General features: G+C 62.9%; 22 protein-coding genes. 12 read left to right on the top strand and 10 right to left on the bottom strand.

Annotation, left to right across the window (positions count from 1 at the left end):
* Window positions 1–136 precede the first annotated feature (136 nt).
* The 8 genes from KUW00_RS16270 to can form a co-directional block, all read right to left on the bottom strand.
* Window positions 137–1,207 (bottom strand): hydrolase, encoded by a 1,071-nt coding sequence (locus KUW00_RS16270; RefSeq protein ID WP_261392225.1) that lies wholly within the window; start codon window positions 1,205–1,207, stop codon window positions 137–139.
* 30 nt (window positions 1,208–1,237) lie between these two features.
* Window positions 1,238–2,167 carry a LysR family transcriptional regulator gene (locus KUW00_RS16265; protein ID WP_222569609.1) on the bottom strand — a complete coding sequence of 310 codons (930 nt, stop codon included), beginning with the start codon at window positions 2,165–2,167 and terminating at the stop codon, window positions 1,238–1,240.
* Window positions 2,168–2,275: 108 nt separating this feature from the next.
* A complete protein-coding gene (locus KUW00_RS16260; protein WP_222569618.1) occupies window positions 2,276–3,304 on the bottom strand; it encodes an ABC transporter ATP-binding protein in 1,029 nt (342 codons plus the stop codon).
* Window positions 3,305–3,369: 65 nt separating this feature from the next.
* The gene (locus KUW00_RS16255; protein ID WP_108133615.1) at window positions 3,370–4,392 is read right to left on the bottom strand and encodes an ABC transporter ATP-binding protein; all 1,023 of its coding nucleotides are present in this window, start codon (window positions 4,390–4,392) and stop codon (window positions 3,370–3,372) included.
* Between the two features lie 10 nt (window positions 4,393–4,402).
* Window positions 4,403–5,344, bottom strand: a complete 942-nt coding sequence (locus tag KUW00_RS16250) for an ABC transporter permease (RefSeq protein WP_045992061.1) — start codon at window positions 5,342–5,344, stop codon at window positions 4,403–4,405.
* A complete protein-coding gene (locus tag KUW00_RS16245; protein WP_045992062.1) occupies window positions 5,341–6,387 on the bottom strand; it encodes an ABC transporter permease in 1,047 nt (348 codons plus the stop codon). The genes KUW00_RS16250 and KUW00_RS16245 overlap by 4 nt, the downstream gene beginning before the upstream one ends.
* A gap of 104 nt (window positions 6,388–6,491) precedes the next feature.
* Window positions 6,492–8,063: an ABC transporter substrate-binding protein gene (locus KUW00_RS16240; RefSeq protein ID WP_108133617.1), complete on the bottom strand. Its 1,572-nt coding sequence runs from the start codon at window positions 8,061–8,063 to the stop codon at window positions 6,492–6,494.
* Window positions 8,064–8,460: 397 nt separating this feature from the next.
* Complete coding sequence (can, locus tag KUW00_RS16235) at window positions 8,461–9,108, bottom strand: carbonate dehydratase (RefSeq protein WP_045992064.1); 648 nt, start codon at window positions 9,106–9,108, stop codon at window positions 8,461–8,463.
* Window positions 9,109–9,330: 222 nt separating this feature from the next.
* Here can and gorA point away from each other — a divergent pair, with 222 nt between their 5' ends.
* The 12 genes from gorA (at window position 9,331) to KUW00_RS16175 (ending at window position 22,414) form a co-directional block, all read left to right on the top strand.
* Window positions 9,331–10,692: a glutathione-disulfide reductase gene (gene gorA / locus KUW00_RS16230; protein ID WP_315901176.1), complete on the top strand. Its 1,362-nt coding sequence runs from the start codon at window positions 9,331–9,333 to the stop codon at window positions 10,690–10,692.
* A gap of 458 nt (window positions 10,693–11,150) precedes the next feature.
* Window positions 11,151–11,729, top strand: coding sequence for a diaminobutyrate acetyltransferase (ectA, locus tag KUW00_RS16225; protein WP_222569607.1), 579 nt, complete (start codon window positions 11,151–11,153; stop codon window positions 11,727–11,729).
* 85 nt (window positions 11,730–11,814) lie between these two features.
* The gene (gene ectB, locus KUW00_RS16220; RefSeq protein WP_222569606.1) at window positions 11,815–13,080 is read left to right on the top strand and encodes a diaminobutyrate--2-oxoglutarate transaminase; all 1,266 of its coding nucleotides are present in this window, start codon (window positions 11,815–11,817) and stop codon (window positions 13,078–13,080) included.
* A 194-nt stretch (window positions 13,081–13,274) separates the two neighbouring features.
* Window positions 13,275–13,667 (top strand): ectoine synthase, encoded by a 393-nt coding sequence (locus KUW00_RS16215; protein ID WP_222569605.1) that lies wholly within the window; start codon window positions 13,275–13,277, stop codon window positions 13,665–13,667.
* Between the two features lie 257 nt (window positions 13,668–13,924).
* Window positions 13,925–14,896 carry a transporter gene (locus tag KUW00_RS16210; RefSeq protein WP_222569604.1) on the top strand — a complete coding sequence of 324 codons (972 nt, stop codon included), beginning with the start codon at window positions 13,925–13,927 and terminating at the stop codon, window positions 14,894–14,896.
* Between the two features lie 597 nt (window positions 14,897–15,493).
* On the top strand, window positions 15,494–16,501 hold the full coding sequence (locus KUW00_RS16205; protein WP_222569603.1) for a TRAP transporter substrate-binding protein: 1,008 nt from the start codon (window positions 15,494–15,496) through the stop codon (window positions 16,499–16,501).
* Window positions 16,502–16,558: 57 nt separating this feature from the next.
* Window positions 16,559–17,188: a TRAP transporter small permease gene (locus tag KUW00_RS16200; protein ID WP_315901175.1), complete on the top strand. Its 630-nt coding sequence runs from the start codon at window positions 16,559–16,561 to the stop codon at window positions 17,186–17,188.
* 2 nt (window positions 17,189–17,190) lie between these two features.
* Complete coding sequence (locus KUW00_RS16195) at window positions 17,191–18,471, top strand: TRAP transporter large permease (protein WP_222569602.1); 1,281 nt, start codon at window positions 17,191–17,193, stop codon at window positions 18,469–18,471.
* Between the two features lie 74 nt (window positions 18,472–18,545).
* Window positions 18,546–19,688 (top strand): mandelate racemase/muconate lactonizing enzyme family protein, encoded by a 1,143-nt coding sequence (locus tag KUW00_RS16190; protein WP_222569601.1) that lies wholly within the window; start codon window positions 18,546–18,548, stop codon window positions 19,686–19,688.
* Window positions 19,685–20,548, top strand: a complete 864-nt coding sequence (locus KUW00_RS16185) for an amidohydrolase family protein (RefSeq protein WP_222569600.1) — start codon at window positions 19,685–19,687, stop codon at window positions 20,546–20,548. Before KUW00_RS16190 ends, KUW00_RS16185 begins: the two co-directional genes overlap by 4 nt.
* A 50-nt stretch (window positions 20,549–20,598) precedes the next feature.
* Window positions 20,599–21,411 carry an NAD-dependent epimerase/dehydratase family protein gene (locus KUW00_RS16180; RefSeq protein ID WP_222569599.1) on the top strand — a complete coding sequence of 271 codons (813 nt, stop codon included), beginning with the start codon at window positions 20,599–20,601 and terminating at the stop codon, window positions 21,409–21,411.
* 244 nt (window positions 21,412–21,655) lie between these two features.
* A complete protein-coding gene (locus KUW00_RS16175; protein ID WP_222569598.1) occupies window positions 21,656–22,414 on the top strand; it encodes a FadR/GntR family transcriptional regulator in 759 nt (252 codons plus the stop codon).
* A 420-nt stretch (window positions 22,415–22,834) separates the two neighbouring features.
* Here KUW00_RS16175 and KUW00_RS16170 read toward each other — a convergent pair whose 3' ends face one another.
* Window positions 22,835–23,038: a hypothetical protein gene (locus tag KUW00_RS16170; RefSeq protein WP_108133625.1), complete on the bottom strand. Its 204-nt coding sequence runs from the start codon at window positions 23,036–23,038 to the stop codon at window positions 22,835–22,837.
* A gap of 41 nt (window positions 23,039–23,079) precedes the next feature.
* Window positions 23,080–23,763 carry a type 1 glutamine amidotransferase domain-containing protein gene (locus tag KUW00_RS16165; protein WP_222569597.1) on the bottom strand — a complete coding sequence of 228 codons (684 nt, stop codon included), beginning with the start codon at window positions 23,761–23,763 and terminating at the stop codon, window positions 23,080–23,082.
* Window positions 23,764–24,150: the final 387 nt, after the last annotated feature.

The raw sequence follows: 24,150 nt of genomic DNA, 5'->3' as shown, positions 1-24,150 counted from the left end.
ACATCGAGATGGAGTACAACAGCTGCCGGCTCCACTCCACCCTGGGCTACCAGACGCCGAGGGAGATTGAATTGGCAGCTGCGGCTTGAAAATGTGTCCGCTCTGACTTGACCAGAACAGATTCACCCTAGTGGCATCATGGGCAGTCCTGCATAACTGCTGAGTCTGGTGTCAGCGACAGCTCCTGCAGGTAGCGTGCCAGCCGTCGGCCAAGCCAAGGGCGAGGGCGGCGAGGGCCTGGCTCCATGAAGCCGACATGGCCGCCGCGTTCAGCGACTTCGAGGGTCACCAGCGGCGAGCGAGCCGGGAAGCGCTCGATTAGGTCGGCCGGCATGAAAGGATCGTCACGGGCATGCAGCATCAGGGTGGGAACGGCCACCCGATCGAGCACCGGGCCGCTGGAGGCGCGGGCATAGTAGTCATCGGCGTCCAGGAAGCCGTGCATCGGCGCCGTGATGACGTCGTCGTAGTCGCGCAGGCGCTTAAGCCGGCGCACCTGCTCGACGCTGACCTTGAGGGAAAGCTCACCGCGTTCGAGCCGAGGTATCACCTTGCGCTTGAGCGAGGCCAGCAGGTGGCGTTCGTAGACCCGCGAAAAACCCTCGCCCAGGCGCTGGGCGCAGGCGGCCAGATCCAGCGGCGCGCTGATCACCACCGCGGCGTCGAGTCCCAGTGAGTCGGCATCCTCTTCGGCGACCAGGCGCAGCAGCATATTGCCCCCCAGCGACACGCCACCGGCGACCTTGGGTGCCTCGGGATAGCGATCGCCCAGTACCTTGAGCAACACCCTGGCGTCGCCGGTGTCACCGCTGTGATAGGCGCGCGGCAGGCGGTTGGGGCGAGAACCACAGCCGCGAAAGTGCATCAACAACGCCCGATAGCCCTGGTCTCTGGCGGCCGCCAGCAGATCGTGCGCGTAGGGCGAGGTGATTCCCCCCTCGAGGCCATGGAACAGCACGAACAGCGGGGCGCTCTGGTCATCGGGTTCCGGCAGCACCCAGCTAAGCTCCACCTCGTCACCGTCGGGCAGGTCGAGAAATTCCTGTCGCCAGTCCACCTCCGCGGGACGAAGTACCCTCGGCAGCAGGGTCTGGACATGCGGATTGGACAGCCAGCGGGCGGCACGAAAGCCGCCCGGTGTCGCTGCATCCGCGCGAAGGCCCGAGGTGGCAGGGGACAAGCTTGAACGGGCGTCAGGCTGGGGCAAGGCTAGGTCTCCGCTGGGTGGTCGGGGGCATCATGGTTGAGCCTCGGTCTCGAGGGCGTGAGCACACAGCTCCTGCCAGGCGGCGTCGACCGCCGCGCGACGGGTCGAGAGGTGGCGATACAGGCGAATATCGAAGGACACCGTCCAGCGTGGCGGTCCTGCCGCCACCAGCGCGCCGGAGGCCAGCGCCTCGCCCAGGCTGCGCTCGGGCAACCAGCCCAGCCCATAGCCCAGCACGACGAGTTCTCGGATATTGCCGCTCTGTACGCTCTCGTTGAGCACCGTCAGGGTAGGGGCGTCGCCGAGTCGGTCCAGGTGGGAGCGGATGGCGGCATCGATCATGCCCCGGGGATGATAGGCGATCAATGGCAGGGCGCGCCCCTTGCCGCCTTCCAGCGCAAAGCGAGGCTGGCCGCTGGCATCCGGCAGGCACACCGGCATAAAGCGCTCGCGGCCGATGACGCAATAATCGGTGTCCTCGTTGGCCAGCTCCAGCGGATTGCCGCTGGTCGGCCAGTAGCACAGGGCAAGATCGATCTCGCCGGAGGCAAGTCCTTGGAAATAGTCGCCCACCAGCCAGGCGGTGGCACGCAGGTAGGGCTGCAGCGGCGGTGGCGACTGCCAGCCGCTGAGCCACTGGGGCAGGAACTGCGCCAGCAGGCTCTGGGGTGCCCCCAGGCGTAGCTGTCCGGCCTGTTCCTCAGCCATCTGCGCCAGTCGCTGGCGGGTCAGGTCGACCCGCCGGGTGACGTCGTGACACATGGCGAGGAAGGCCTCGCCGGCCGGCGTCAGCGACAGCGGCAGGGTCTGACGGTTGATCAGGGTGGTGCCCATCTCCTCTTCGAGCAGCTTGATGCGCCGAGAGAAGGTGGGCTGGGTCACGTTCTGTTCTTCGGCGGCACGGGAAAAATGACGCGTGCGGGCCAAGGCGAGAAAGTCTTCCAGCCAACGTATTTCCATGGAAGTATCACCTGTCCTGCGAAACGTCGATTGTGCCAGATAACCCGACGCCGGGCGTACCCGGCGTCGGCGTGTTGCAGGTGACGGCGATGGAGGTCAAGGCAGCGGTCAAGACAGACGGCCTTCCTCGACACCATGACAGGCGACCTGGCCGCCCTCGTCGGTGGCGATCAGACGGGGAATCTCCCGGCGGCAGCGGTCGTTGGCGTGGGGGCAGCGCCCGTGGAACACACAGCCCGACGGCAGGTTGACCGGAGTCGGTACCTCGCCCTGCAGACGCAGATGCTGGGGACGATCGTCTTCCAGCCGGGGAATCGCCGACATCAAGGCCTGGGTGTAGGGGTGGCGTGGACGGGCGAACAGCGTCGCCGTGGGCGCCACCTCGCACACGCGGCCCAGATACATCACCGCCACCCGGGTACCGAAATGCTCCACCACCGCCAGGTCGTGGGTGATGAACAGGTAGGTGAGATGGTGCTCGCGCTGGGCTTCCATCAACAGGTTCAGCACCTGGGCCTGGATCGACACGTCCAGCGCCGAAATCGGCTCGTCGGCGACGATGAATTCCGGATCCACCGCCAGCGCTCGGGCGATGGCGATACGCTGTCGCTGGCCACCGGAGAACTCGTGGCCGTAGCGCGAGCCCCAGTCCGGGGCGATGCCCACCGAGCTCATCACCTCGTGGACCTTGTCGACGACCTGCTGTGGCTTCCAGTCGGGGTGGTGAAGGCGGATCGGCTCTTCCAGCGTCTGCTGGATGGTCATGCGCGGATTGAGCGAGGCGTAGGGGTTCTGGAAGATCATCTGCATGCGCTGACGGAAAGGCAGCAATGCTTTCGAATCGAGATGATCGATACGCTCGCCGTCGTAATGGATCTCGCCGGCGCTGGGCCGCAGCAGGCCCATTACGGTACGCGCTACCGTCGACTTGCCGCAGCCGGATTCGCCCACCACGCACAGCGACTCCCCGCGGCGGATGTCCAGGTCGACCCCATTGATCGCGTGCACGTGCTGTTGCTCGCGCACGATACGACCACGCCGGAACTTGAGCTGCTCGAGGAAATCCCCGGACAGTGAAAAGCGCTTTTCCAGCCCGCGGATCTCGAGCAGGCTGTCGCCTCCAGCGGCAGGGTTCATGTCGGCGGGGCCGTCCTGCTGAATCGGCTCGGTCGGCGGTTTGACGGCTGCCTGAGTGGTCTGGCTCATGAGTTGTCCTCCCTGGCCACGATGCGTTCGGCATCCTGCATCTCGGCGACCATATGGCAGGCCACCTCACAGTTGCCGGAGCGCACGAAGGCCGGTACCTCGGTCTTGCAGGGTGTCCGTTCGCTGCCGTCGTGGCGCTGGGTAAAGTCGCAGCGCGGATGAAACGGACAGCCGCTGGGGAGCTGGCTCAACGACGGCATGCTGCCACGTATCTGGTTGAGCCGCTCGCCCGGGGTCGCCATCTGGGGCAGGGCGTTGATCAACCCTTGGGTGTAGGGATGCTGGGGATCATTGATGATCTCTCGGGTCGGGCCCTGCTCGATCACCCGTCCGGCGTACATCACCAACATGCGCTGGGTCACCTGGCTGACCACGCCGAGATCGTGGGTGATCAGGATCAGGCCGACGTTGTGCTTCTCGCACAGTTCCAGCAACAGCGCCATGATCTCCGCCTGAATGGTCACATCCAGGGCGGTGGTGGGCTCGTCGGCGATGATGATATCCGGGTCGAGCAGCAGCGCGATGGCGATGATGATGCGCTGACGCATGCCGCCGGACAGCTCATGGGGATACTGGTCCAGGCGCTTTTCCGGCGACGGGATCTGCACCTGCTCGAGCTTGCGCAGCGAGATCGCGCGGGCTTCCTTGCTGGAGATACGGCGGTGGGCCTTGAGGCATTCCACCATCTGCTCACCGATGGACAGCACCGGATTGAGCGTCATCATCGGATCCTGGAAGATCATCGAGATGCGGTGGCCGCGCACCTTGCGCAGGGCGCGCTCGCCGAGCCCGGTCAGTTCCTGGCCATCGAAGGTGATGCTGCCACCGGCGATATAGCCCGGCTTGGCGATCAGATTCAGCAGGCTGAAGGCGGCGACCGACTTGCCGGCGCCGGATTCGCCCACGATGCCCAGACGCTCGCCACGATCCAGGCTGAACGACACATCGCGCAGTGCCTTCACGTCGCCCTGTCGCAGGGCGAAGCGCACGTCGAGGTGATTGACGTCGAGTAGTGCCATGATGTCTACCTCAGCCCTTGTACAGTCGTGGATTGAGCACGTCGCGCAGCCAGTCGCCGAGCAGGTTGATCACCAGCACCAGCACCACCAGCACCAGGCCCGGAATCAGGGTGATCCACCAGGAACCGGACTGGATGTAGTCGAAGCCGGACTTGATCAACGAGCCCAGCGACGGCTGGGTCTCGGGCATGCCGAGGCCGAGAAACGACAGCGCCGCCTCGGAAATGATGGCGTTGGCCACCTGCACGGTGGAGATGACGAAGATCGGCGACAGGGTGTTGGGCAGGATGTGACGGAACATGATCCGCCGGCTGCGCAGGCCCATCACCCGGGCGGCGTCGACGTACTCCTTGGAGCGCTCTGCCAGCACCGAGGCACGCACGGTACGGGCGTACTGGGGCCATTCGGCCAGGCCGATGATCAGCACCAGCAGCCACATGGCATAGTCGGAGTAGGTGGCGCCGCCGAAGATCGCCTTGAACAGGGCGCCCACCACGATGGCCACCATCAACGTCGAGAACGACAGCTGGATATCTGCCAGGCGCATCAGAAAGGCGTCGACGCGCCCACCCAGATAGCCCGCCAGCAAACCGAAGCACACCCCCAGGGTGGCCTGCAGCGCCACGGCGCCGAAGCCGATGACCAGCGACACCCGCATGCCGTAGAGGATGGTCGAGAGCAGGTCGCGCCCCTGGGAATCGGTACCCATCAGGTACTGGGGGTCGGCGCCGTCGATCCAGAACGGCGGCAGCTCGGATGCAAGGATGTCGATCTGGGCCAGGTCGTAGGGATCGGCCGGCGCAAGCCAAGGCGCCAGCAGCGCGGCCAGGACCATCACCACGAAGATCAGAAGACTGGTCTGGGCGATCAGGTCGCGTTTGAAACTGTACAAGAGGTAGGAGTCGCGAAACCGCTCCCACCGGCTGCTCGTCGCAGTGCTCTGGGTGCTCATGCGGGCTTACCTGTCAGCTTGACGGTGGGATTGACCAGGCCATAGATCAAGTCGACCAGGGTGTTGGTGATCACGAAGATCAGGCCGACGATCATCAGGTAGGTCACGATCAGGGGGATGTCCGAGCGCTCGATGGCGTCGAGGAACATCAGGCCCATGCCGGGCCACTGGAACACCGTCTCGGTGAGGATGGTGTAGGCCACCAGGGTGCCGATCTGCACGCCGCCGACGGTGATGACCGGCAACATGGTGTTCTTCAGCGCGTGCAGGAAGTAGATGCGACGCATCGAGATGCCCTTGGCCCGGGCGAACTTGACGTACTCCGACTGCATCACCTCGAGCATCTCTGCGCGGATCAGGCGAATGAACAGCGGCAGCATGATCGAGGCCAGCGAGATGGCCGGCAGCACCAGGTAGGTCAGGCCTTCCAGCGAGGCGAAGTTGGTGGTCCAGGTGCCGAACACGTGGATAGGGTCGCCGCGACCGTAGGCCGGCATGCCGCCTTCGGTGGACAGCAGGCCGTTGAGCCAGGCGCCCCAGCCGGTATCGGCGGGGAAGGGCGTGAAGCTCACGCCGATGGCGAACAGCTGGATCAACACGATAGCGGTGAGAAACACCGGGATGGAGATGCCGATGATCGACACCCCCATGAAGAAACGGGACAGCCAGGCGCGGGGCTTGATCGCGCTGTAGACGCCGATCGGCACCGACAGGAAGATGATCAGGAGGGTCGAGGCGAATACCAGCTCCAGGGTCGCCGGCAGGTGTCGCAGGACCACCTCGGTAGTCGGCTCGTTGTAGATGTACGAGTAGCCGAAGTCGAACTGGGCGGCGTTGACGGCGAAACGGAAGTACTGCACCAGGAAGGGATCGTTGAGCCCCAGTTCCTCGCGCAGCACCTCGCGCTCGCTCTCGGGCACCGACTGGCCCACCATCTGCTGGATGGGATCACCCAGGTTGTCCTGGATGGCGAAGGCGATCACGCTGATGACAAACATCACCAGCAGCGCATGAAAGAGGCGCTTGATCAGAAATGCGATCATGGGGATTGTCCAGGGTACAGGCGCTCGACTCCGCGACCATGTCACGGAGCCGAGGCAGCTGCTGAATGGGAGCTTGCAGGCACCGCGTGGCGGTGCCTGTCGTCTTACTCTTCTTCGATGACCAGATCCCCGAGGTAGGGGAAGTTCATCACGTTGACCACCGGCTCGATGTCGACGTTGGCCGCAGAAGCCCAGGCCAGATTCTGCCAGTGCAGCGGAATGAAGGCGGCATCGTCGTAGAGGCCCTGCTCGAGCTCACGCAGCATCTCGCCACGCTTCTCCAGATCCACCTCGAGGTTGGCGTCGACCATCAGCTGGTCGAGCTCCTCGTTGCAGTAGTTGCCGGCGTTGTACTGGCCGCCACCGCTGTCGGCATCCGGGCACTCGGTCAGGTACTGGTGGAAGTTGGCGGAGTCTTCGGTGTCGGAGTGCCAGCCGATCATCATCATGTCGGCGGCGCGATCATCGTACTCGCCCCAGTACTGGGCCTTGGGCAGGGTCTTCAGGTCCACCGTGACGTTGATCCGCGCCAGCATGGCGGCTACCGCCTGGGCGATCTTGGCGTCGTTCACGTAGCGGTTGTTGGGCGCCATCATGCTGACCGAGAAGCCGTCCTCATAGCCCGCTTCGGCCATCAGTTCCTTGGCCCGGTCGAGATCGAAGCGCGGCTCGAGATCCGGGTTGTGGCCGGAGTAGCCCTCGGGCGAGAACTGGGCGGCCGGGGTGGCGAAGCCCTTCATCAGACGATCGGCGATGCCTTCCTGGTTGATCGCGTAGTTGAAGGCCTGGCGAACACGCGGGTCCTGGAAGGCCTCGACCCGCTCCTGGTTCATGTGGAACAGGATGATGCGGGTGCCCGACATAGTCACCAGGTTGGTGTCCTCGTCGCTCTCGATGCGCTCCAGATCGTTGGGCGGTACCGGCGCGATAAAGTCGACGTCACCGGACAGCAGGGCGGCGACGCGGGTGGCGTTCTCGCCGATCGGAGTCAGGGTGATGGCGTCGACGTTGCCCGGGGACTCGCTGTCCCAGTAGTCATCGAAGCGTTCGAAGTCGACCCGAACGCCCTGCTGGCGGTTGGTCACCTGGAAGGGGCCGGTACCGGAGATGTTGCGCGAGGCGTAGGAGTTGCCGTTCTTGACGATCTCGTCCTTGGCCTTGCCACCGTCGGTCTCGCCGGAATAGAACTGGCTGTCCATCGGGAAAATGTAGGTGGCCATGTTCAGCAGCAGCGGGTTGGGCCGCTTGGAGATGATCTCCACGGTGTGCTCGTCGACCACGTTGACCGTCTCGATAGGCTCGAAGATCGCTTTGAAGTCCGGGCTGCGCTTGAGGCGCTCGACGGTCCAGGCGACGTCCTCGGCGGTGAAGGGGTTGCCGGAATGGAAGGTGACCCCTTCGCGCAGGCTGATGCGCATGGTGGTGTCGTCGACCTGCTCCCACTCGGTGGCGAGTCTGGGCTCGAACTCGAAGTCCTTGGTCCAGCGCACCAGCGGATCGAAGGCCATGTGCGACAGTTGCAGGATACCGCCGGAGAGCTGCTCATGGATGTCCAGCGACACCGGATCGGCGTCGTAGGCCATGCGCAGGGTGTTTTCGGCCAGTGCGGTCTGGGGCAGGGCAGCCGTCAGCATGGCGGCACCGAGGGCACCGGCCAGAAGGGTCTTCTTGAACATGGAAGGAGTTCCTGCTTGTTGAGGTTGTTGTAATTGCCAGTCGGACGCCTTGGTCAATGTTGTAAGCGCCGGCTAGTCAATGTCCTGCATCAACATAGTGAGGTGTCGCGTTTAAACACAATCGAAATTGTGACAGCACCCATGCGAGGAACGAATATGGGCCCGGGGAGCGTGTCTTCAAGGAGCAGACAAGCGCTGAGCGACGAGAAGGTGGCGCAGACAGAAAAGTAAGGGGAAATAGAGGAGCTGAGGTAGCCGGCGGAGGCGAGTGAGGTAACCGCAAGTGCAAGCGCCCCCGAACGAGATTCGGGGGCGCGAAAGGGCAATCGACACAGCGCCGAGGCGACAGTGGTGTCCAGGGTCGCCTGGCGGTCAATCGGTCAGTTCAGACCAGCCGTCACTGCTGGGGCGGGCAGACGCGGTCGATGCGATAGAGCTGGGCGACCTGATCCAGGCCGTGGACGCTGCATTCCAGGTCGGTGACACGACCGTCACTGAGGCCATAGACCCAGCCATGCACCGACAGCGCCTGGCCGCGCTGCCAGGCACGCTGGACGATCTTGGTACGACACAGCGTCTTGACCTGAGACTTGACGTTGAGCTCGCACATGCGATCCACCTGCTCGTCCAGCGGCAGATGCTCGAGTTCCGAGCGATGCATGCTGTAGAGTTCGCGTACGCTGTGCAACCAGTTGTCCACCATACCGTTCTCGCCGCCGGTGACCGCAGCGCGCACGCCGCCACAGTTGTAGTGGCCGACGATCATGATGTGACGTACCTTGAGCACGTCCACCGCGAACTGCACCACCGACAGGGCGTTCATGTCATTGTGGTAGAGCAGGTTGGCGACGTTGCGGTGGACGAACACCTCACCCGGGGGAAGGTCGATGATCTGGTTGGCCGGCACGCGGCTGTCGGAACAACCGATCCACAGATACTCCGGGCTTTGCTGCTGAGCAAGGCGGGCAAAGAAATCAGGGTCTTCCTGGCAGATTCTGTCGGCCCAGGCCCGATTATTGGCGAGCAGATTGTCGATATCACTCATGAACTTTCCCCGTGCAAGCAGTGGATGGCTAAAGTGGTGCATGTTTTTACCCCCCTCGGTCAAGGTGGTCAAGCACCCTCCCGTGGTAGCCAGCCCGCTGGTATCATGGGAAGGTTTCCCATCCTGGTGGGCCTCGAGGCAGGTCCCTGGTAGGCCAGGCCCCTAATGATCCGAAAGCGGTCCCGACAACAAGGGCCCCAGCAACAGAATCAGGAGACGCAAGTGTCACAATTCGACTATGACCTCTTTGTCATCGGTGCCGGCTCCGGTGGTGTCCGCGCTGCCCGTACCGCGGCGGCAACCGGGGCCAGGGTGGCCGTCGCCGAGGATCGCTACCTCGGCGGTACCTGCGTCAACGTGGGCTGCGTGCCCAAGAAGCTCTACTCCTACGCCGCACACTTCCACGAGGCTTTCGACGACGCTCGCGGCTTCGGCTGGCAGCTCGACCAGGCGCCGAGCTTCGACTGGGCGACCCTGCGCGACAACAAGATCGGTGAGATCAAACGACTCAACGGCATCTACGGCAAGCTGCTGGACAACGCCGGGGTGCGCCTGATCAACGGTCGCGCCAAGGTGGTGGACGAACACCGTGTCGAGGTCGGCGGCGAGACCATCAGCGCCGAGAAGATCCTGGTGGCGGTGGGTGGCTGGCCCTGGGTGCCGCCGTTCCCCGGCAGCGAACTGGCCATGAACTCCAACCAGATCTTCGACCTGGATGAGTTTCCCAAGCGCTTTCTGGTGCTTGGCGGCGGCTATATCGCCGTGGAGTTCGCCAGCATCTTCAACGGCCTGGGCGCCGACGCCCACCTGCTGTATCGCGGCGACCTGTTCCTGCGCGGCTTCGACCAGGAGGTGCGCGAGTTCACCCGCGACGAGATGGCCAAGAAGGGCGTCAACCTGTACTTCAACACCAACATCGAGTCCCTCGAGAAGGTCGAAGGCGGGATCAAGGCCACCCTGACCAACGGCGAGACCCTTGAGGTGGATGCGGTGCTGTCCGCCACCGGCCGCAAGCCGCATCTTGAAGGCCTGGGCCTGGACCAGCTCGACATCGCGCTCAACGAGAACGGCTCCATCCAGGTCAACGATCGCTTCGAGACCTCGGTGCCCTCGATCCTGGCGCTGGGCGACGTGACCGGCGGTCCTGAGCTTACGCCGGTGGCCCTGGCCGAGGCCATGCATCTGGTTGCACACCACTACGGTGACGCGCCCAAGGCGCCGATGAACTACGACAACATCGCCACTGCGGTGTTCTGCCATCCCAACATCGGCACCGTTGGCCTGTCCGAAGAGAAGGCCCGCGAGGTGTGCAAGGCGGTCCGTGTCTACAGCGCCGACTTCCGTCCCATGAAGCACACCCTGTCCGGCAGCGATGAACGCTGCCTGATGAAGCTGATCGTCGACGACGAAAGCGACGTGGTGGTAGGGGCGCACATGGTCGGCGAGGAGGCCGGCGAGGTGATCCAGGGCATCGCCATCGCGGTGCGTGCGGGCCTGACCAAGGCAGCTTTCGATGCCACCGTCGGCATCCACCCGACCGGCGCCGAAGAGTTTGTCACCATGCGCACGCCGACGCGTACCTGAGTCCGGCGTCACGATACGACAAGGGCACCAGTGGGTGCCCTTATCTTTTGACGAGAGACCAAGGCCGCCTGTTTTGGATGCCACCGTCGGCATCCACCCGACCGGCGCCGAAGAGTTCGTCACCATGCGCACGCCGACCCGTACCTGAGACCGGCGTCACGATACGACAAGGGCACCTGTGGGTGCCCTTTTTTGTGGCCTTTTCTCGCCGATCCGCAGGTGCCGACTATACTGCTTCAGGCAGACGATATCGTCTCGTTGGCGAGGCAATTGACGACGCCAAAGGGGGATGGGGAGCGCTGGAGGCAGGGCGGCGAAATCACCATGAGACGTGGCCTGGCGCCGCTCGCATAATTTTTTTTTATGCTTCCAGGGGTTAAGAATAATCCAGATTTTGAAATGTCATACTCGACTGTTATAATGATTGTCCAAATTCGCTACAGCGAAGCATAACGAACATGACCGCAAGCACTGAGCCCTTCACACCATCAGCCGACCTCGCCAAGCCTACGGTGGCCGACGCGGTGGTGGGTCACGAAGCGGCGCCGCTGTTTATTCGCAAGTCTACTCCCGAGGATGGCTGGGGCATCTACGAGCTGGTCAAGTCCTGCCCGCCCCTGGACGTCAATTCCGCCTACGCCTACCTGTTGCTGGCCACCCAGTTCCGTGACAGCTGCGCCGTTGCCACCAACGAGGAAGGCGAGATCGTCGGTTTTGTCTCCGGCTACGTGAAGACCAACGCCCCGGACACCTACTTTCTGTGGCAGGTCGCGGTGGGCGAGAAAGCCCGCGGTACCGGGCTTGCCCGGCGTCTCGTCGAAGCCATCCTGACCCGTCCCGAATTTGCCGAGGTTCATCACCTCGAGACCACCATCACCCCGGACAACCAGGCTTCCTGGGGCTTGTTCCGCCGCCTGGCCGATCGCTGGCAGGCGCCGTTGAACAGCCGCGAGTACTTCTCTACCGACCAGTTAGGTGGTGAGCACGATCCGGAGAACCTGGTACGCATCGGTCCCTTCGATACGACGCGTATCTAGCAGCATCTATGGTGGTGACAGGGCGCCAGCATCTGTCGCCACCGCTACCCGATAACTTCCCCTACGAATCCGACAGGAGGTCGCAATGCAGACCCAGATCCTCGAACGCATGGAATCCGAAGTTCGTACCTATTCCCGTTCCTTCCCGGTGGTCTTCACCAAGGCGCAGAACGCTCGCCTGACCGACGAGGAAGGCCGCGAATACATCGACTTTCTGGCCGGCGCCGGCACCCTGAACTACGGCCACAACAACCCGCACCTGAAGCAGGCGCTGGTCGACTACCTGGCCACCGACGGCATCATCCACGGCCTCGATTTCTGGACCGCCGCCAAGCGCGACTATCTGGAGACCCTGGAAGAGGTGATCCTCAAACCGCGTGGTCTCGACTACAAGGTCCACCTTCCGGGACCGACCGGCACCAATGCCGTCGAGGCGGCCATTCGCCTCGCCCGGGTGGCCAAGGGTCGTCACAACATCGTGACCTTCACCAATGGCTTCCACGGCGTGACCATGGGGGCGCTGGCCACCACCGGCAACCGCAAGTTCCGTGAGGCGACCGGCGGTATTCCGACCCAGGGTGCAGCCTTCATGCCCTTCGATGGCTACATGGGCAGCGAGACCGATACCCTGGACTACTTCGAGAAGCTGCTCGGCGACAAGTCCGGCGGCCTCGACGTGCCCGCCGCGGTCATCGTCGAGACGGTTCAGGGCGAGGGCGGTATCAACGTGGCCGGCCTGGATTGGCTCAAGCGTCTCGAGGGCATCTGCCGCGACAATGACATCCTGCTGATCATCGACGATATTCAGGCGGGTTGCGGTCGTACCGGCAAGTTTTTCAGCTTCGAGCACGCCGGCATCACGCCGGACATCGTCACCAACTCCAAGTCGCTGTCTGCACTCGGTCTGCCGTTTGCCCACGTGCTGATGCGTCCGGAACTCGACAAGTGGAAGCCGGGCCAGTACAACGGTACCTTCCGCGGCTTCAACCTGGCCTTCGTCACCGCCACCGCTGCCATGCGCAAGTACTGGAGCGACGATACCTTCGAGCGTGACATCCAGCGCAAGTCGCGGATCGTGGAAGAGCGCTTTCAGAAGATCGCCGCCTGGCTCAGCGACAAGGGCTACCCGGCGTCCGAGCGTGGCCGCGGCCTGATGCGCGGCATCGACGTGGAAAGCGGCGATATCGCCGACAAGATCACCGCCAAGGCCTTCGAGAACGGCCTGGTGATCGAGACCAGTGGCCAGGACGGTGAGGTGGTCAAGTGCCTGTGTCCGCTGACCATCACCGACGAGGATCTGATCGAAGGTCTCGATATCCTCGAGCGCAGCACCCACGAGGCGCTGAGCTGAAACAGGAGTCGCCCGCAGGCTCTCTGCGGGCAGGCGCCAGCAGCAAGGCGTCGCTGATCCTGCCCTGAGCAATATCAAAAGCGAGGGCCCGCCCTCGCTTTTTCTGCGGCCGCCACCAGCGTTCGAAGCCTCGCAAGAGGCCTTTCGATGCCCGGCACCGCCGACGCCCCCGACACCTGACAACGGAGAATTCGATGATCGTTCGCAACCTGGAAGAAGCCCGTCAGACCGATCGCCTGGTCAAGGCAGAGAACGGTAACTGGGACAGCACCCGCCTGATGCTTGCCGATGATGGCGGCCAGTGTTCCTTCCACATCACCCGTATCTTCGAGGGTACCGAGACCCATATCCACTACAAGCATCACTTCGAAGCGGTCTTCTGCATCGAGGGCGAGGGCGAGGTGGAGACCCTGGCCGACGGCAAGATCTGGCCGATCAAGCCGGGCGACATCTACATCCTGGATCAGCACGACGAACACCTGCTGCGTGCTTCCAAGACCATGCACCTGGCCTGCGTGTTTACCCCGGGTCTGTCCGGCAAGGAAGTGCACCGCGAAGATGGCTCCTACGCGCCTGCCGGCGAGTAAGGGTGTACCGTCAGGATTGAACAAGATCGAGCAGGCGCAGAAGCGGGCGCAAGTCTCGCTTCCAGCACCAGACAACGGCGTCCTTCGGGGCGCCGTTGTCGTATCTGGCCCATCGCCTGAGGTTCTTGCAGGGTTCTGGAGGTAGACAGCACGGGAATGGCAGCGGGGGCATAGGAGGCAGACACATCAAAATTGTGCCCAAAAGTTCGTAGTGCTTCCTATACTTTGCAGCAAACTTCTCAATGGAAACCGTCCCCATGGCCGTTTGTCGCTCCCGACTCCTGTCCTCCGGTATGTATCACTACCTGCTGGCAGCGCCGACGCTTGGTCTAGCGTTGCTGGCCCCAGCGACGGCTCACGCCTCGGAAGGCGGTAGCAGCATCTACGTGCCGGGCGCCTACAACGACTTTGCCGCAGGCTTGGCCCCGCCACCCGGGGCCTATGCGCGCAACGACCTGGTGCGCTACGAGGGCGATATCGGCGCGCGCCCCCTGGGCGGGCGGCTGTCGGCGGGTCTCGACCAGACGCTGTGGTTCAACCTGCTCAAGCTGACCTGGGTGACCGACGTCGAGTGGCTCGGCGCCACCTACATCGCCGGGATCAATCTTCCCTACGTGTTTGACGTCAGCGTCGATCTCGAGGCCAGCATCCCGGGCCAGGAACGCTTCAACAGCGGAAGCAACAGCGGCTTCGGTGATCCGTATCTGGTGCCTGTCGCCCTAAACTGGGCCAACGGGACTCACCACACCACGGCGGCGGTGGGTATCAATATTCCGGTGGGGCGCTACGACGAGGACGATCGGATCAACCTGGGGCGGCACTACTGGTCGATCGATCCCACCATTACCTACAGCTGGCTGCCCGAAAGCGGATGGGACCTGTCGATGACCGCGGGCATCCTGTTCAACTTCAAGAACGATGCCACCGACTACACCACCGGCGACGAGTTTCACCTGGACGTGCTGGCGGCGAAGTACCTGACGCCAAGCTTCGGACTGGGTCTGGCCGGGTACGTTTACGAACAGCTCGAGTCGGACTCGGGACCGGTACCGGATCGCCTGGAAGATGGTTTTCGCAGTAGCGGGGCAGGGGTGGGGCCGGCCTTCATGAAGAGCGTCTCACTGGGCCAGGCGCCGGTCACCTTGATCGGAAAGTGGCTTCACGATGTGTCATCCGAAAATCGCTTCGATGGCGATACGGTGTCGCTGTCGGCAGCCTGGGCCTTCTAGCCACCTCCCCACCTCCCGACCAGCGCCCGATCCGATGATTCGGGCGCGCCGCCTCGATTCTTCCCTCGAACGAATCTCCGTCATGTTCTCGGGCGCTCAGCGGCGCCCGATTCTCCCGTTATTCTGCATTGATATTGTCTGCCCTGAATGTCTTTATCAGCCGAGGCCTTGCTCGTCCCACGAGACTTCCTGCCGCCTATGCAGCTCAGGCGGCACAGGGACACAGCGGGCCACGCGTCACGACTGAAATTGACAGAAATTTACAAATAAACTGCCGCTGCAGCGGGGCCTCCCTGCACCAGGAACAGGTTTCGGACAGGTCGTTATTGCCCGCTAATAAAGAGCTTTTCCGAAAAATGTCGATCATGTTGGCCGCCTTGGCTGACGCACCTCGACAGCGGCATTGCACTTTAGTCAAAAAGTGTCAGGAAGGGGTTGCAGCCAGGAAGTCCTCTCTTCCACTTTGTCATACATAGTATGCCATGGTTTCCAGAAAACGGCCCAGGCCATCGCCATGTGATGGCAGTACGAGAGGGCCGGACACTTGCCCAACCGGGTATGACAACAACGCCAACAAGGTCAACCAGAGGACTCGCCATGAATCCCGCCGCTTCACGCAAGCTCACCCGCGCCATCCATCTTGCCGGCCTGGCCGCGACCACCGCCTTGCTGGCAACGCCAGCCCTGGCGGAACAGTGGCGCGGCTGGAACATTCATCCTCCCGAGTACCCCAACAGCATTGCACTGGAGACCTTCGCCAAGGAGGTGGACGAGCGAACGGAAGGGCGCATCACGCCAAAGGTCTATCACAACGCCGTGCTGGGGGATCAGCCCGATGCCATCGAGCAGACCCGAAACGGTGCTCTGGATTTCGGCAATTTCAACATGGGCCCCATGGGTCCGATGGTGCCGGCTGCCAACGTACTCTCGCTGCCCTTCATCTTTGAAAGTGAAGAGCGCATGTACGAACTGATGGATGGCGAGATCGGCGAACGCTTCGCCGCAGCGATGGAGGAGCAGGGCCTGGTCGCGCTGGGTTGGTTCGGGGCAGGCTCGCGCAGCCTCTACAACACCGACCATCCGGTCGAGACTCCGAAAGATGTCGAGGGCATGAAGGTCCGGGTCATGAACAACGACCTCTACGTCGACATGATCGATGCGCTGGGTGGCAACGCCACCCCCATGGCCTACGGTGAGGTCTACCAATCGCTGACGACCGGAGTGATCGACGGCGCCGAGAACAACTTCCCGTCCTACGAATCCAGCGGCCACTATGAGGTTGCCGGCTACTACTCACTGACCAACCACCTGGTCATTCCCGAGTGCCTGTGCATGGCCCGCAGTACCTGGGACGAGCTGTCCGAAGAGGACCAGGCGGCGGTCCGGGAGGCCGGGCAGATCGCCACCGAGCAGCAGCGTGAACTGTGGGAAGAGCGTACCGCCGCCAGTCGGCAAACGGCGCTGGACGCAGGCGTCGAGATCAATGAGGTTCCGGACAAGTCAGAATTCCAGGCGCTGATGCAACCGGTCTATGAGGGCTTTCTTGCCGAGAACCCGGACCTGGCCTCGCTGGTCGACGACATTCGTGCGGCTCAGGCCGACTGATCCCATTGATACGAGAGCCCCGTCCCCGGTGCCGGGGGCGGGCGGGGAGGCTGATGCGTGAACGCACCCACCGACACCTCTGACGTCGGGTCCGAGCAAACCGAGTCAGAGCAAGAGGGCGCCACGGTACGCCGTGGTGCCTTTCCTCCGGCATCGCCGGAGTCACGAAGCATACGCTACAAGCGAGAAACACCCAGCCGACTGGACCGCATCCTCGACAGTATGGCCCATGGTTGCATCATGGTGGCCGGGGTGCTGCTGGTGTTGCTGATCATCACCTTTGGCTGGCTGGTATTTGGCCGCTACGTGCTCAATGACACCCCCACCTGGGTCGAGCAGACGGCGCTTCTGAGCGTGGCCTACATCACCTTTCTCGGCGCCGCTGCCGGCGTTCGTCACAACAGCCACCTGTCCATCGACCTGCTACGCGACAACATGCCGGCGCCGATCAAGGGTCTGATGCACCATCTGGCGGATCTGTTCGTGGTGGCCTTTGGCGGCTTCATGGCCTGGCAGGGCTGGCAGTTGATGATGACCAACCTGGCACGACCTATCCCGATGCTCGGACTCTCCGAAAGCTGGCGTGCCGCGCCGCTGGCGATCTGTGGCGCGCTGATGGTGCTGTTCGCTGTGGCCAACATCGTCAAGCGGCTTGGCGGCCGGCACAACCCGACCCAGGAGGACTGAGCATGGGACTCGCTATCGTTTTTGGACTCTTTGCCCTGGGACTGGCCGTCGGCGCTCCGGTGGCCTTTGCGGTAGGACTGGCAGCAGTAGGGGGCTTTCTCTATGAGGGACTGCCGCTGTTCGTGGCATTCCAGCGCATCCTCTCGGGCATTTCGGTGTTTTCCCTGCTGGCCATTCCGTTCTTTATCTTCGCCGGCGAGCTGATGCTGCACGGCGGTATTTCCCAGCGCCTGGTGCGCCTGGCCTCTGCCGCAGTGGGCCGGGTGCGCGGAGGGCTCGGGGTGGTCAATGTGACCTCTTCGATGCTGTTCGGCGGGATTTCCGGTTCCGCGGTGGCGGACACCTCAGCGCTCGGCTCCATCCTGATTCCGGTGATGAAGGAAAAGGGCTACGACGCGGACTACGCGGTCAACGTGACGGTGACTTCGTCGGTGGCCGGGGTGGTGATTCCGCCCAGCCACAACATGATCCTCTACGCCGTGGCGGCCGGTGGCGGCCTGTCCATCACCAAGCTGTTCATGGCGGGCATCGTGCCGGGCATCCTGATGTGTGGCCTGCTGGCCCTGGCCGCCTATCTGGTAGCGGTCAAGCGTGGTTGCCAGGGCGAACGCTTTCCGGGCTGGCAGGCGCTGGCGATCAGCTTTGCCGCCGCACTGCCAGGGTTGCTGACCGCGGTTATCATCGTGGGCGGCGTGCTGTCTGGCGTGCTGACGGTGACCGAGTCAGGCGCCTTCGGGGCCATCTACGCCATCGTCGTCACCGCACTGGTCTATCGCGAGCTGCGCTGGGCATCGTTCAAGCAGGCGGTCTACCAGTCGGTGCGCACCACCGCACTGGTGATGATCCTGGTCGGCTGCGCCTCGGCGTTCTCCTATCTGCTCGCCCTGTATAGCGTGCCGGAGTTGCTGTCCAACACACTGCTCGGGATCACCGACAATCCGCTCGCCATCCTGCTGATGCTGAACCTGATCCTGCTGGCACTCGGCATGATCATGGACATGGCGGCGCTGATCCTGATCTGCACGCCGATCTTCCTGCCGATTGCCGCCCAGTTCGGCATGGATCCGATCCAGTTCGGCATCATGATGATGATGAATCTGGGGCTGGGACTGTGCACGCCGCCGGTGGGTGCCTGCCTGTTTGTCGGCAGCGTGGTCGGCAAGATCAAGATCGAACAGACCGTTCGCACCATCTGGCCGTTTTACCTGGCGTTGTTCGCCGCCCTGATGCTGGTGACCTACGTTCCGGCACTGTCCATGGCGCTGCCCAATATGCTGGAGTGATGGCGACCATGCCAAGCCAGCCTTTGACGAGGCGCCACACACCGCTGACCACCTACAGGAAAAGAGGCACACCGATGAAGATCGCCAGGGTCGAGACCCATCTGCTGGATCATCCCCTTGAACAGGCCTTCGAAAGTGCTTCCATGCGCTTCGAACGCCGCCAGCACTGCCTGGTGGAGATCACCTGCGAAGACGGCACCGTCGGCTGGGGGGAGTGCCTCGGTCCGGCCCAGGCCAACGCCGCGGTGGTGGCCACCTACGCCGACACTCTGATCGGCGCCAACCCGCTGGAGCATGAAAGACTGTGGCTCGTGCTCTACAACCGGCTGCGTGAGCAGGGCCAGCGGGGGCTGACCATGACCGCCCTCAGCGGCATCGACATCGCGCTGTGGGACATCAAGGGCAAGCACTACGGTGCCAGCGTGTCGGAGCTCTTGGGAGGGCGTTTTCGCGAACGCATCCAGGCCTATGCCACCGGCTCCTTTCGTCGCGATGGTGTGGACCGGGTCAGTGATATCGCCGCGGAGGTGGCGGGCTACGCCGAGGAGGGCTTTCACGGGGTCAAGATCAAGATCGGCTTCAACGTCGAGGAAGATCTTCGGGTCATCGCCGCCGTGCGCGAGGCCATCGGTCCCGATCGGCGTCTGATGATCGATGCCAACCACGGCTATGACCTGCTGGAGGCCCTCGAGGTCGGCAAGCGGGCGGCGGCTTACGACGTCGACTGGTTCGAGGAACCGGTACTGCCGGAGCAGATTCATACCTATCGCGCGGTGCGCGATGGCCAGCCTCTACCGGTCGCCAGTGGCGAGAACTGGCATGGCCGCTACGCCATGCAGGAGCCGCTGGCCAGTCGCGCCATCGATATCTGCCAGCCCGACATATGCGGCGTCGGCGGCTTCACCGAGATGCGGCGCGTCGTGGATATGGCGGCGCTTCATGGCGTGCGTCTGATTCCCCATGTGTGGGGCACCGCCGTGTGCATCGCCGCCAGCCTTCAGGCCATGGCGGCGCTACCGCCCAATCCGCCCAGACGTGAGCCGATCGAACCCATCATGGAGTTCGATCGGACCCACAATCCCTTCCGTCAGGCCATTGTTACCCAGCCGCTGGAGCATCATCAGGGCTGGGTCGATATCCCCGACGGCCCTGGACTTGGCATCGAGATCGATCGCGACGCCCTGACACGTTTCGCCCTCAAGGAGACAAGACAGTGATACCGGCCAATACCCGTCCGCTGGAAGGGCGCGCGCCCAGGCTGAAGGCACCCGCCGGCGCCACCGATTGCCATATTCATCTCTTCCTCGATGGCTACAAAGGCCAGCCAGGCGGGCCGCCGATCAAGGAGTTGGCAACCGTCGAGGATCTCCGGCGCTTCCAGCGCTGGATGGGGCTCGACAGGGTGGTCGTGACCCAGTCCAACGCCTATCAGTTCGACAATGGCGCCTTGCTTGCTTCGCTCGATCAACTGGGCCTGGACAAGGCCCGCGGGGTCGCCGCCGTCAGTCCTGACACCCCGCTGAAAACCCTCGAAGACTGGCATGGCCGAGGTGTGCGCGGCGCACGCATCATGAACCTGGGCGGAGGCGCCATGCCGTTGGCTCGCCTGCCCGAGGTCGAGCCGTTGATCGCGCCCCTTGGGTGGCACCTGATGGTGCAGTTCAATGGCCGCGAGCTCGACCAGCACCTGCCGATGCTGGAACGTATCGAGTGCCCGTACATCATCGATCATATCGGCAAGTTCATCGATCCGGTGCCGGACGATGATCCTCGCGTCGACGCCATTCTCAGGTTGCTCGATCGCGGCAACGCCTGGTTCAAGATCTGCGCTGGTTATGAAACCAGCCTGAGCGGAGGGCCCGACTACGACGACGTCGGCGCCATCGCCCGGCGGGTCATCAACCACGCCCCGGAACGCATCCTCTGGGGCAGCAACTGGCCCCATGTTGGTGTCCCGCGAGATCAGTACCCCGACGACCCTGACCAGCTCGACGTACTGCTGGCCTGGGCCAATGAGCAGCAGCGCCAACGCATCCTGGTCGACAATCCCGCCGAACTGTACGGCTTCGGTCGCTGAAGGCGCGTATCACGAGACACGAGACACGACACCCGAGAAGGAATTCTGACATGTTGAATCGACTGCTGGTCACCGGCGCCGCCGGGGGCCTGGGCACCGCTCTGAGACCTCATTTGAGTCGCTTGGCGAAGGAGGTCCGCCTGTCCGACATGGTCGCCGTCGACCAGGACGTGACCCACGACACCCGCCATGAAGAGATCGTCACGGCAGACCTGACCGACGTCGATGCTGTCGCTCGCCTGGTCGAAGGCTGCGATGGTGTTATCCACCTGGGCGGTGTATCGGTGGAGCGTTCCTGGCAGCAGATCCTGCCGGCCAACATCATGGGCACCTATCACCTCTATGAGGCGGTGCGCCGTCATGACAAGCCGCGGGTGGTATTCGCCAGTTCCAACCACGTCATCGGCTTCTACCCACAGCATCAGCGGCTGGACGCCAAGGTGCCGAAACGCCCGGATTCGCTCTATGGCGTGTCGAAAGGCTTCGGCGAGGACCTCGCCAGCCTGTACTTCGACAAGTTCGGGGTCGAAACCCTGGCGGTGCGTATCGGCTCCTGCTTTCCCGAGCCCGCCGATGCACGCATGCTGGCCACCTGGATGAGCGTCGAGGATTTCGTGGCGCTGCTCGAGCGCGCCTTCTGCGTCCCTGAACTGGGCTACACCGTGGTCTACGGCGCCTCCAACAACGCCGAACAATGGTGGGACAATCGCGAAGCAGGCTTTCTGGGCTGGGTGCCCAAGGACAGCTCGGAACCCTGGCGTGCCGAGATCGAGGCCAGGGGAGGGCGGTTGGCTCCCGATGACCCTTCGGTGCGCTTCCAGGGCGGCAAGTTTGCAGGCCAGGGCCACCCTGACGATAAATAGCCGCTGAATCGCTGCGGAAAGCCACCAGGCATCCGTCTCCGGCACTGGCAGAGGGACAGAGGGACAGAGGAACAGAGGATCGAGCAGCGTGACACCGGGGACCTGACGCCATCGCCTTGATACACTGGCGTCCTGATAGTCAGTGCTGATATACAGCCCTGATAAATAGCCCTGAAAAGTAGCCCAGTGATAGCGCTTTGCGGCACGTCGCGTCATCGCCACGCGAACTGAAGAGGAATCGACCATGGCAGCCAAGCCAGCACCCCGCACGGAACCGGCACCGCTAAATGTCAAGAAGCTGACGCGTGAAGGCAGTCTGTCGATGAACGTGGCCGACCAGCTGGAAGGTCTGATCACCGCCGGAACCATCGCCGTCGGCGAGAAGCTGCCGACAGAAAGCGGCCTGTGTGATTCCTTCGGTGTCAGCAGGACGGTGATTCGCGAGGCGGTGGCTCACCTCAAGTCGCTGGGCCTGGTCGAGGCACGGCGTGGCGTCGGCACCACGGTGATCCGGGCCGCACCGGCCGAGGCCATGCCAGCCAAGCGGATTCGTCCGACCACCGTCGAAGACATCCTGCATGTCATCGAGCTGCGGCTTAATCTGGAGCCCGCTGCGGCGGCGCTGGCCGCCGAGCGCTTCGAAGCCGACGACGAGACTCGCCTGCGTGATACCCATGCGGCCTTCGTCAAGGCCCGTCAGCAGCGTAGCCAGGCCCGCAACGAGGACTTCGAGTTCCACCACGCTATTGCCAGGGCCACCCACAATCCGTTCTTTCCCCAGGCGCTGGAGCAGCTCAACCTGAGCGCCATTCCACGCTCGAAGCTGGCGACCAGCGAGGTCAACACCGACTCCACCAGCACCTATCTCAAGCGCGTGGAAGCCGAGCATCAGGACGTGCTCGACGCCATCCTGTCACGTCAGCCCGACGCCGCCAGAGCCGCCATGGCCCGACACCTGGAGCGCGCCCGGGAGACCTACCAGCGGTTCAAGGAAAAGGGCTGAGTTAAGGAAAAGGGCTGAGTGACAGCCGGCCACCAGAACGTCAGGTCGTGTTCGTGTGAATGTGAGTGGCCGCCATACACGGATGCCAATTCGATGATCTGAATCCGTTGGGCTCGGCGGGGAGCTACCGTCGAGTTCGAGGCAGATAGAGACAGTGACGGATTCCAGGTTCTGGAGGCTCATGCCCAGGATCAGCGGATCAGTCTTGACCGCCATGCGTCAAGGCCATGGGCCATAACCGCGGGTTCGCATAATCTATATTATGTTAAATGAGGTGTTTGCCGGTTCTCCCGGACAAGCCTCTGATGCTCTGCTGCCTCCCCTTTCCCCTTTGGCGCTTGCGGCCTCCATGTCGATCGTCTGGCTGCTTTTCCATCCTGCACAACCCAGCGACGCTTCCTCTCCGCTTGCGAGCACAGGCTAGCTGGCAGGAACCTCACGTTCGATGTCACATCGTGCCACACCGTCGTCTGAAACCCGTCCTCCGGCATCCAGGCAGGCGTCCTGGAGATGCCAGAGCTGGTAACGGCTTCCTGCGTAGAACCCCATGACGAGTCCGGCGACCAGCGCCGTGGTGACGATAATCGCTATCGTGCGTCTTCCCTGACGATGTCTGGCTGCCATGGTGATGTCCGGATAGAAAAGATCTTGCTGACCGACGGTGATCAGTCGCCCAACGCTTCCAGCACCAGTTCGGCCACGCGTCGGCCCGAGGCTGGATTTTGCCCGGTGACCAGCCGCTCATCGACTACGGCGAATGGCTCCCAGGCGCGATCCGCCTTCAAATAGAGCCCGCCACGCTCGACAAGCTCCGTTTCGGTAAGAAACGGCACGATGTCGTCGAGCTTGGCCAGGTGCTCCTCGTGATTGGAAAAGCCGGTCACCTTCATGCCCTTGATCAGGTATTCCCCATCATCCCGGGTCACATTGAGCAAGCCCACGGTACCGTGACACACAGAGGATACGATACCGTCTGCCTCGTAGATGTCCCGACACAGGCGTTGGAGCGTCTCGCTGCCCGGAAAGTCCCAGATGACCCCATGCCCGCCCGCCAGATAGATTGCCCGATAGTCCGCTGCGTTGACCTCGTCCAGGGCCAGCGTCGTACCCAAGCGGTTCATGAAGTCCTTGTTCTGATAGTAGTCCCAGTCAATCGCCTCGGCGGCCGCCAGACTGTGGGGATCGATGGGCGTATAGCCCCCCTTGGGGCTTGCGATGTCGCAGGTCCAGCCAGCCTGTTCGACATGATCGATGAAATGCACGGCTTCACCTAGCCACAGACCCGTGGCTCGATCATGATTGGGATACTTGGCGTGACTGGTCACTACCACAAGAATCTTGTTATCCATGGCGAGGGCTCCGACGAGAACGTTGAACCTTGTAGTCGACTCTGTCGCTATCTTGTTGCGTTATTGTAGTCAGCCTCGTGCTAGCTTCAGCAAAGCACGAAAGGTTCTGCATAGTGGAAGCGGAATGCCCAGGGGCGTGTATAGGGACTTGTGTAGCCGACAATACTCAGGCAACTCCTTGGTTCTATTGTCCCGATTTCTGATGAGGTAGACATGAGCCCCGCCCAGTAGACACCCTTGCGCTTTTCCAGGGGTGGGGGCTCGGGATTGTGGGCGGTTCTCAGCAGTACAGCGGAGCACCTGAGGCGTGATCAACCCGGCCCCAGCATGGACAGCGCTGGCGTCGCTCCTTATCATCGCTTCAATTTGTCTCGTTCGATTAGCTTC

It is taken from the genome of Halomonas sp. DP5N14-9 (assembly GCF_019802175.1).
In the GTDB taxonomy this organism is placed as follows: Bacteria; Pseudomonadota; Gammaproteobacteria; order Pseudomonadales; family Halomonadaceae; genus Halomonas; species Halomonas litopenaei.
Note: the sequence above shows the minus strand (reverse complement) of the source record. Positions and strands in the feature narration are given on the sequence as shown.

What these genes read in the sequence shown, in the direction of transcription:
- KUW00_RS16265 (WP_222569609.1), bottom strand. Translation starts at nt 2,167, where the DNA reads ATGGAAATACGTTGGCTGGAAGACTTTCTCGCCTTGGCCCGCACGCGT.
- KUW00_RS16260 (WP_222569618.1), bottom strand. Translation starts at nt 3,304, where the DNA reads ATGAACCCTGCCGCTGGAGGCGACAGCCTGCTCGAGATCCGCGGGCTG.
- KUW00_RS16255 (WP_108133615.1), bottom strand. Translation starts at nt 4,392, where the DNA reads ATGGCACTACTCGACGTCAATCACCTCGACGTGCGCTTCGCCCTGCGA.
- KUW00_RS16250 (WP_045992061.1), bottom strand. Translation starts at nt 5,344, where the DNA reads ATGAGCACCCAGAGCACTGCGACGAGCAGCCGGTGGGAGCGGTTTCGC.
- KUW00_RS16245 (WP_045992062.1), bottom strand. Translation starts at nt 6,387, where the DNA reads ATGATCGCATTTCTGATCAAGCGCCTCTTTCATGCGCTGCTGGTGATG.
- KUW00_RS16240 (WP_108133617.1), bottom strand. Translation starts at nt 8,063, where the DNA reads ATGTTCAAGAAGACCCTTCTGGCCGGTGCCCTCGGTGCCGCCATGCTG.
- can (WP_045992064.1), bottom strand. Translation starts at nt 9,108, where the DNA reads ATGAGTGATATCGACAATCTGCTCGCCAATAATCGGGCCTGGGCCGAC.
- ectA (WP_222569607.1), top strand. Translation starts at nt 11,151, where the DNA reads ATGACCGCAAGCACTGAGCCCTTCACACCATCAGCCGACCTCGCCAAG.
- ectB (WP_222569606.1), top strand. Translation starts at nt 11,815, where the DNA reads ATGCAGACCCAGATCCTCGAACGCATGGAATCCGAAGTTCGTACCTAT.
- KUW00_RS16215 (WP_222569605.1), top strand. Translation starts at nt 13,275, where the DNA reads ATGATCGTTCGCAACCTGGAAGAAGCCCGTCAGACCGATCGCCTGGTC.
- KUW00_RS16210 (WP_222569604.1), top strand. Translation starts at nt 13,925, where the DNA reads ATGGCCGTTTGTCGCTCCCGACTCCTGTCCTCCGGTATGTATCACTAC.
- KUW00_RS16205 (WP_222569603.1), top strand. Translation starts at nt 15,494, where the DNA reads ATGAATCCCGCCGCTTCACGCAAGCTCACCCGCGCCATCCATCTTGCC.
- KUW00_RS16195 (WP_222569602.1), top strand. Translation starts at nt 17,191, where the DNA reads ATGGGACTCGCTATCGTTTTTGGACTCTTTGCCCTGGGACTGGCCGTC.
- KUW00_RS16190 (WP_222569601.1), top strand. Translation starts at nt 18,546, where the DNA reads ATGAAGATCGCCAGGGTCGAGACCCATCTGCTGGATCATCCCCTTGAA.
- KUW00_RS16180 (WP_222569599.1), top strand. Translation starts at nt 20,599, where the DNA reads ATGTTGAATCGACTGCTGGTCACCGGCGCCGCCGGGGGCCTGGGCACC.
- KUW00_RS16175 (WP_222569598.1), top strand. Translation starts at nt 21,656, where the DNA reads ATGGCAGCCAAGCCAGCACCCCGCACGGAACCGGCACCGCTAAATGTC.
- KUW00_RS16170 (WP_108133625.1), bottom strand. Translation starts at nt 23,038, where the DNA reads ATGGCAGCCAGACATCGTCAGGGAAGACGCACGATAGCGATTATCGTC.
- KUW00_RS16165 (WP_222569597.1), bottom strand. Translation starts at nt 23,763, where the DNA reads ATGGATAACAAGATTCTTGTGGTAGTGACCAGTCACGCCAAGTATCCC.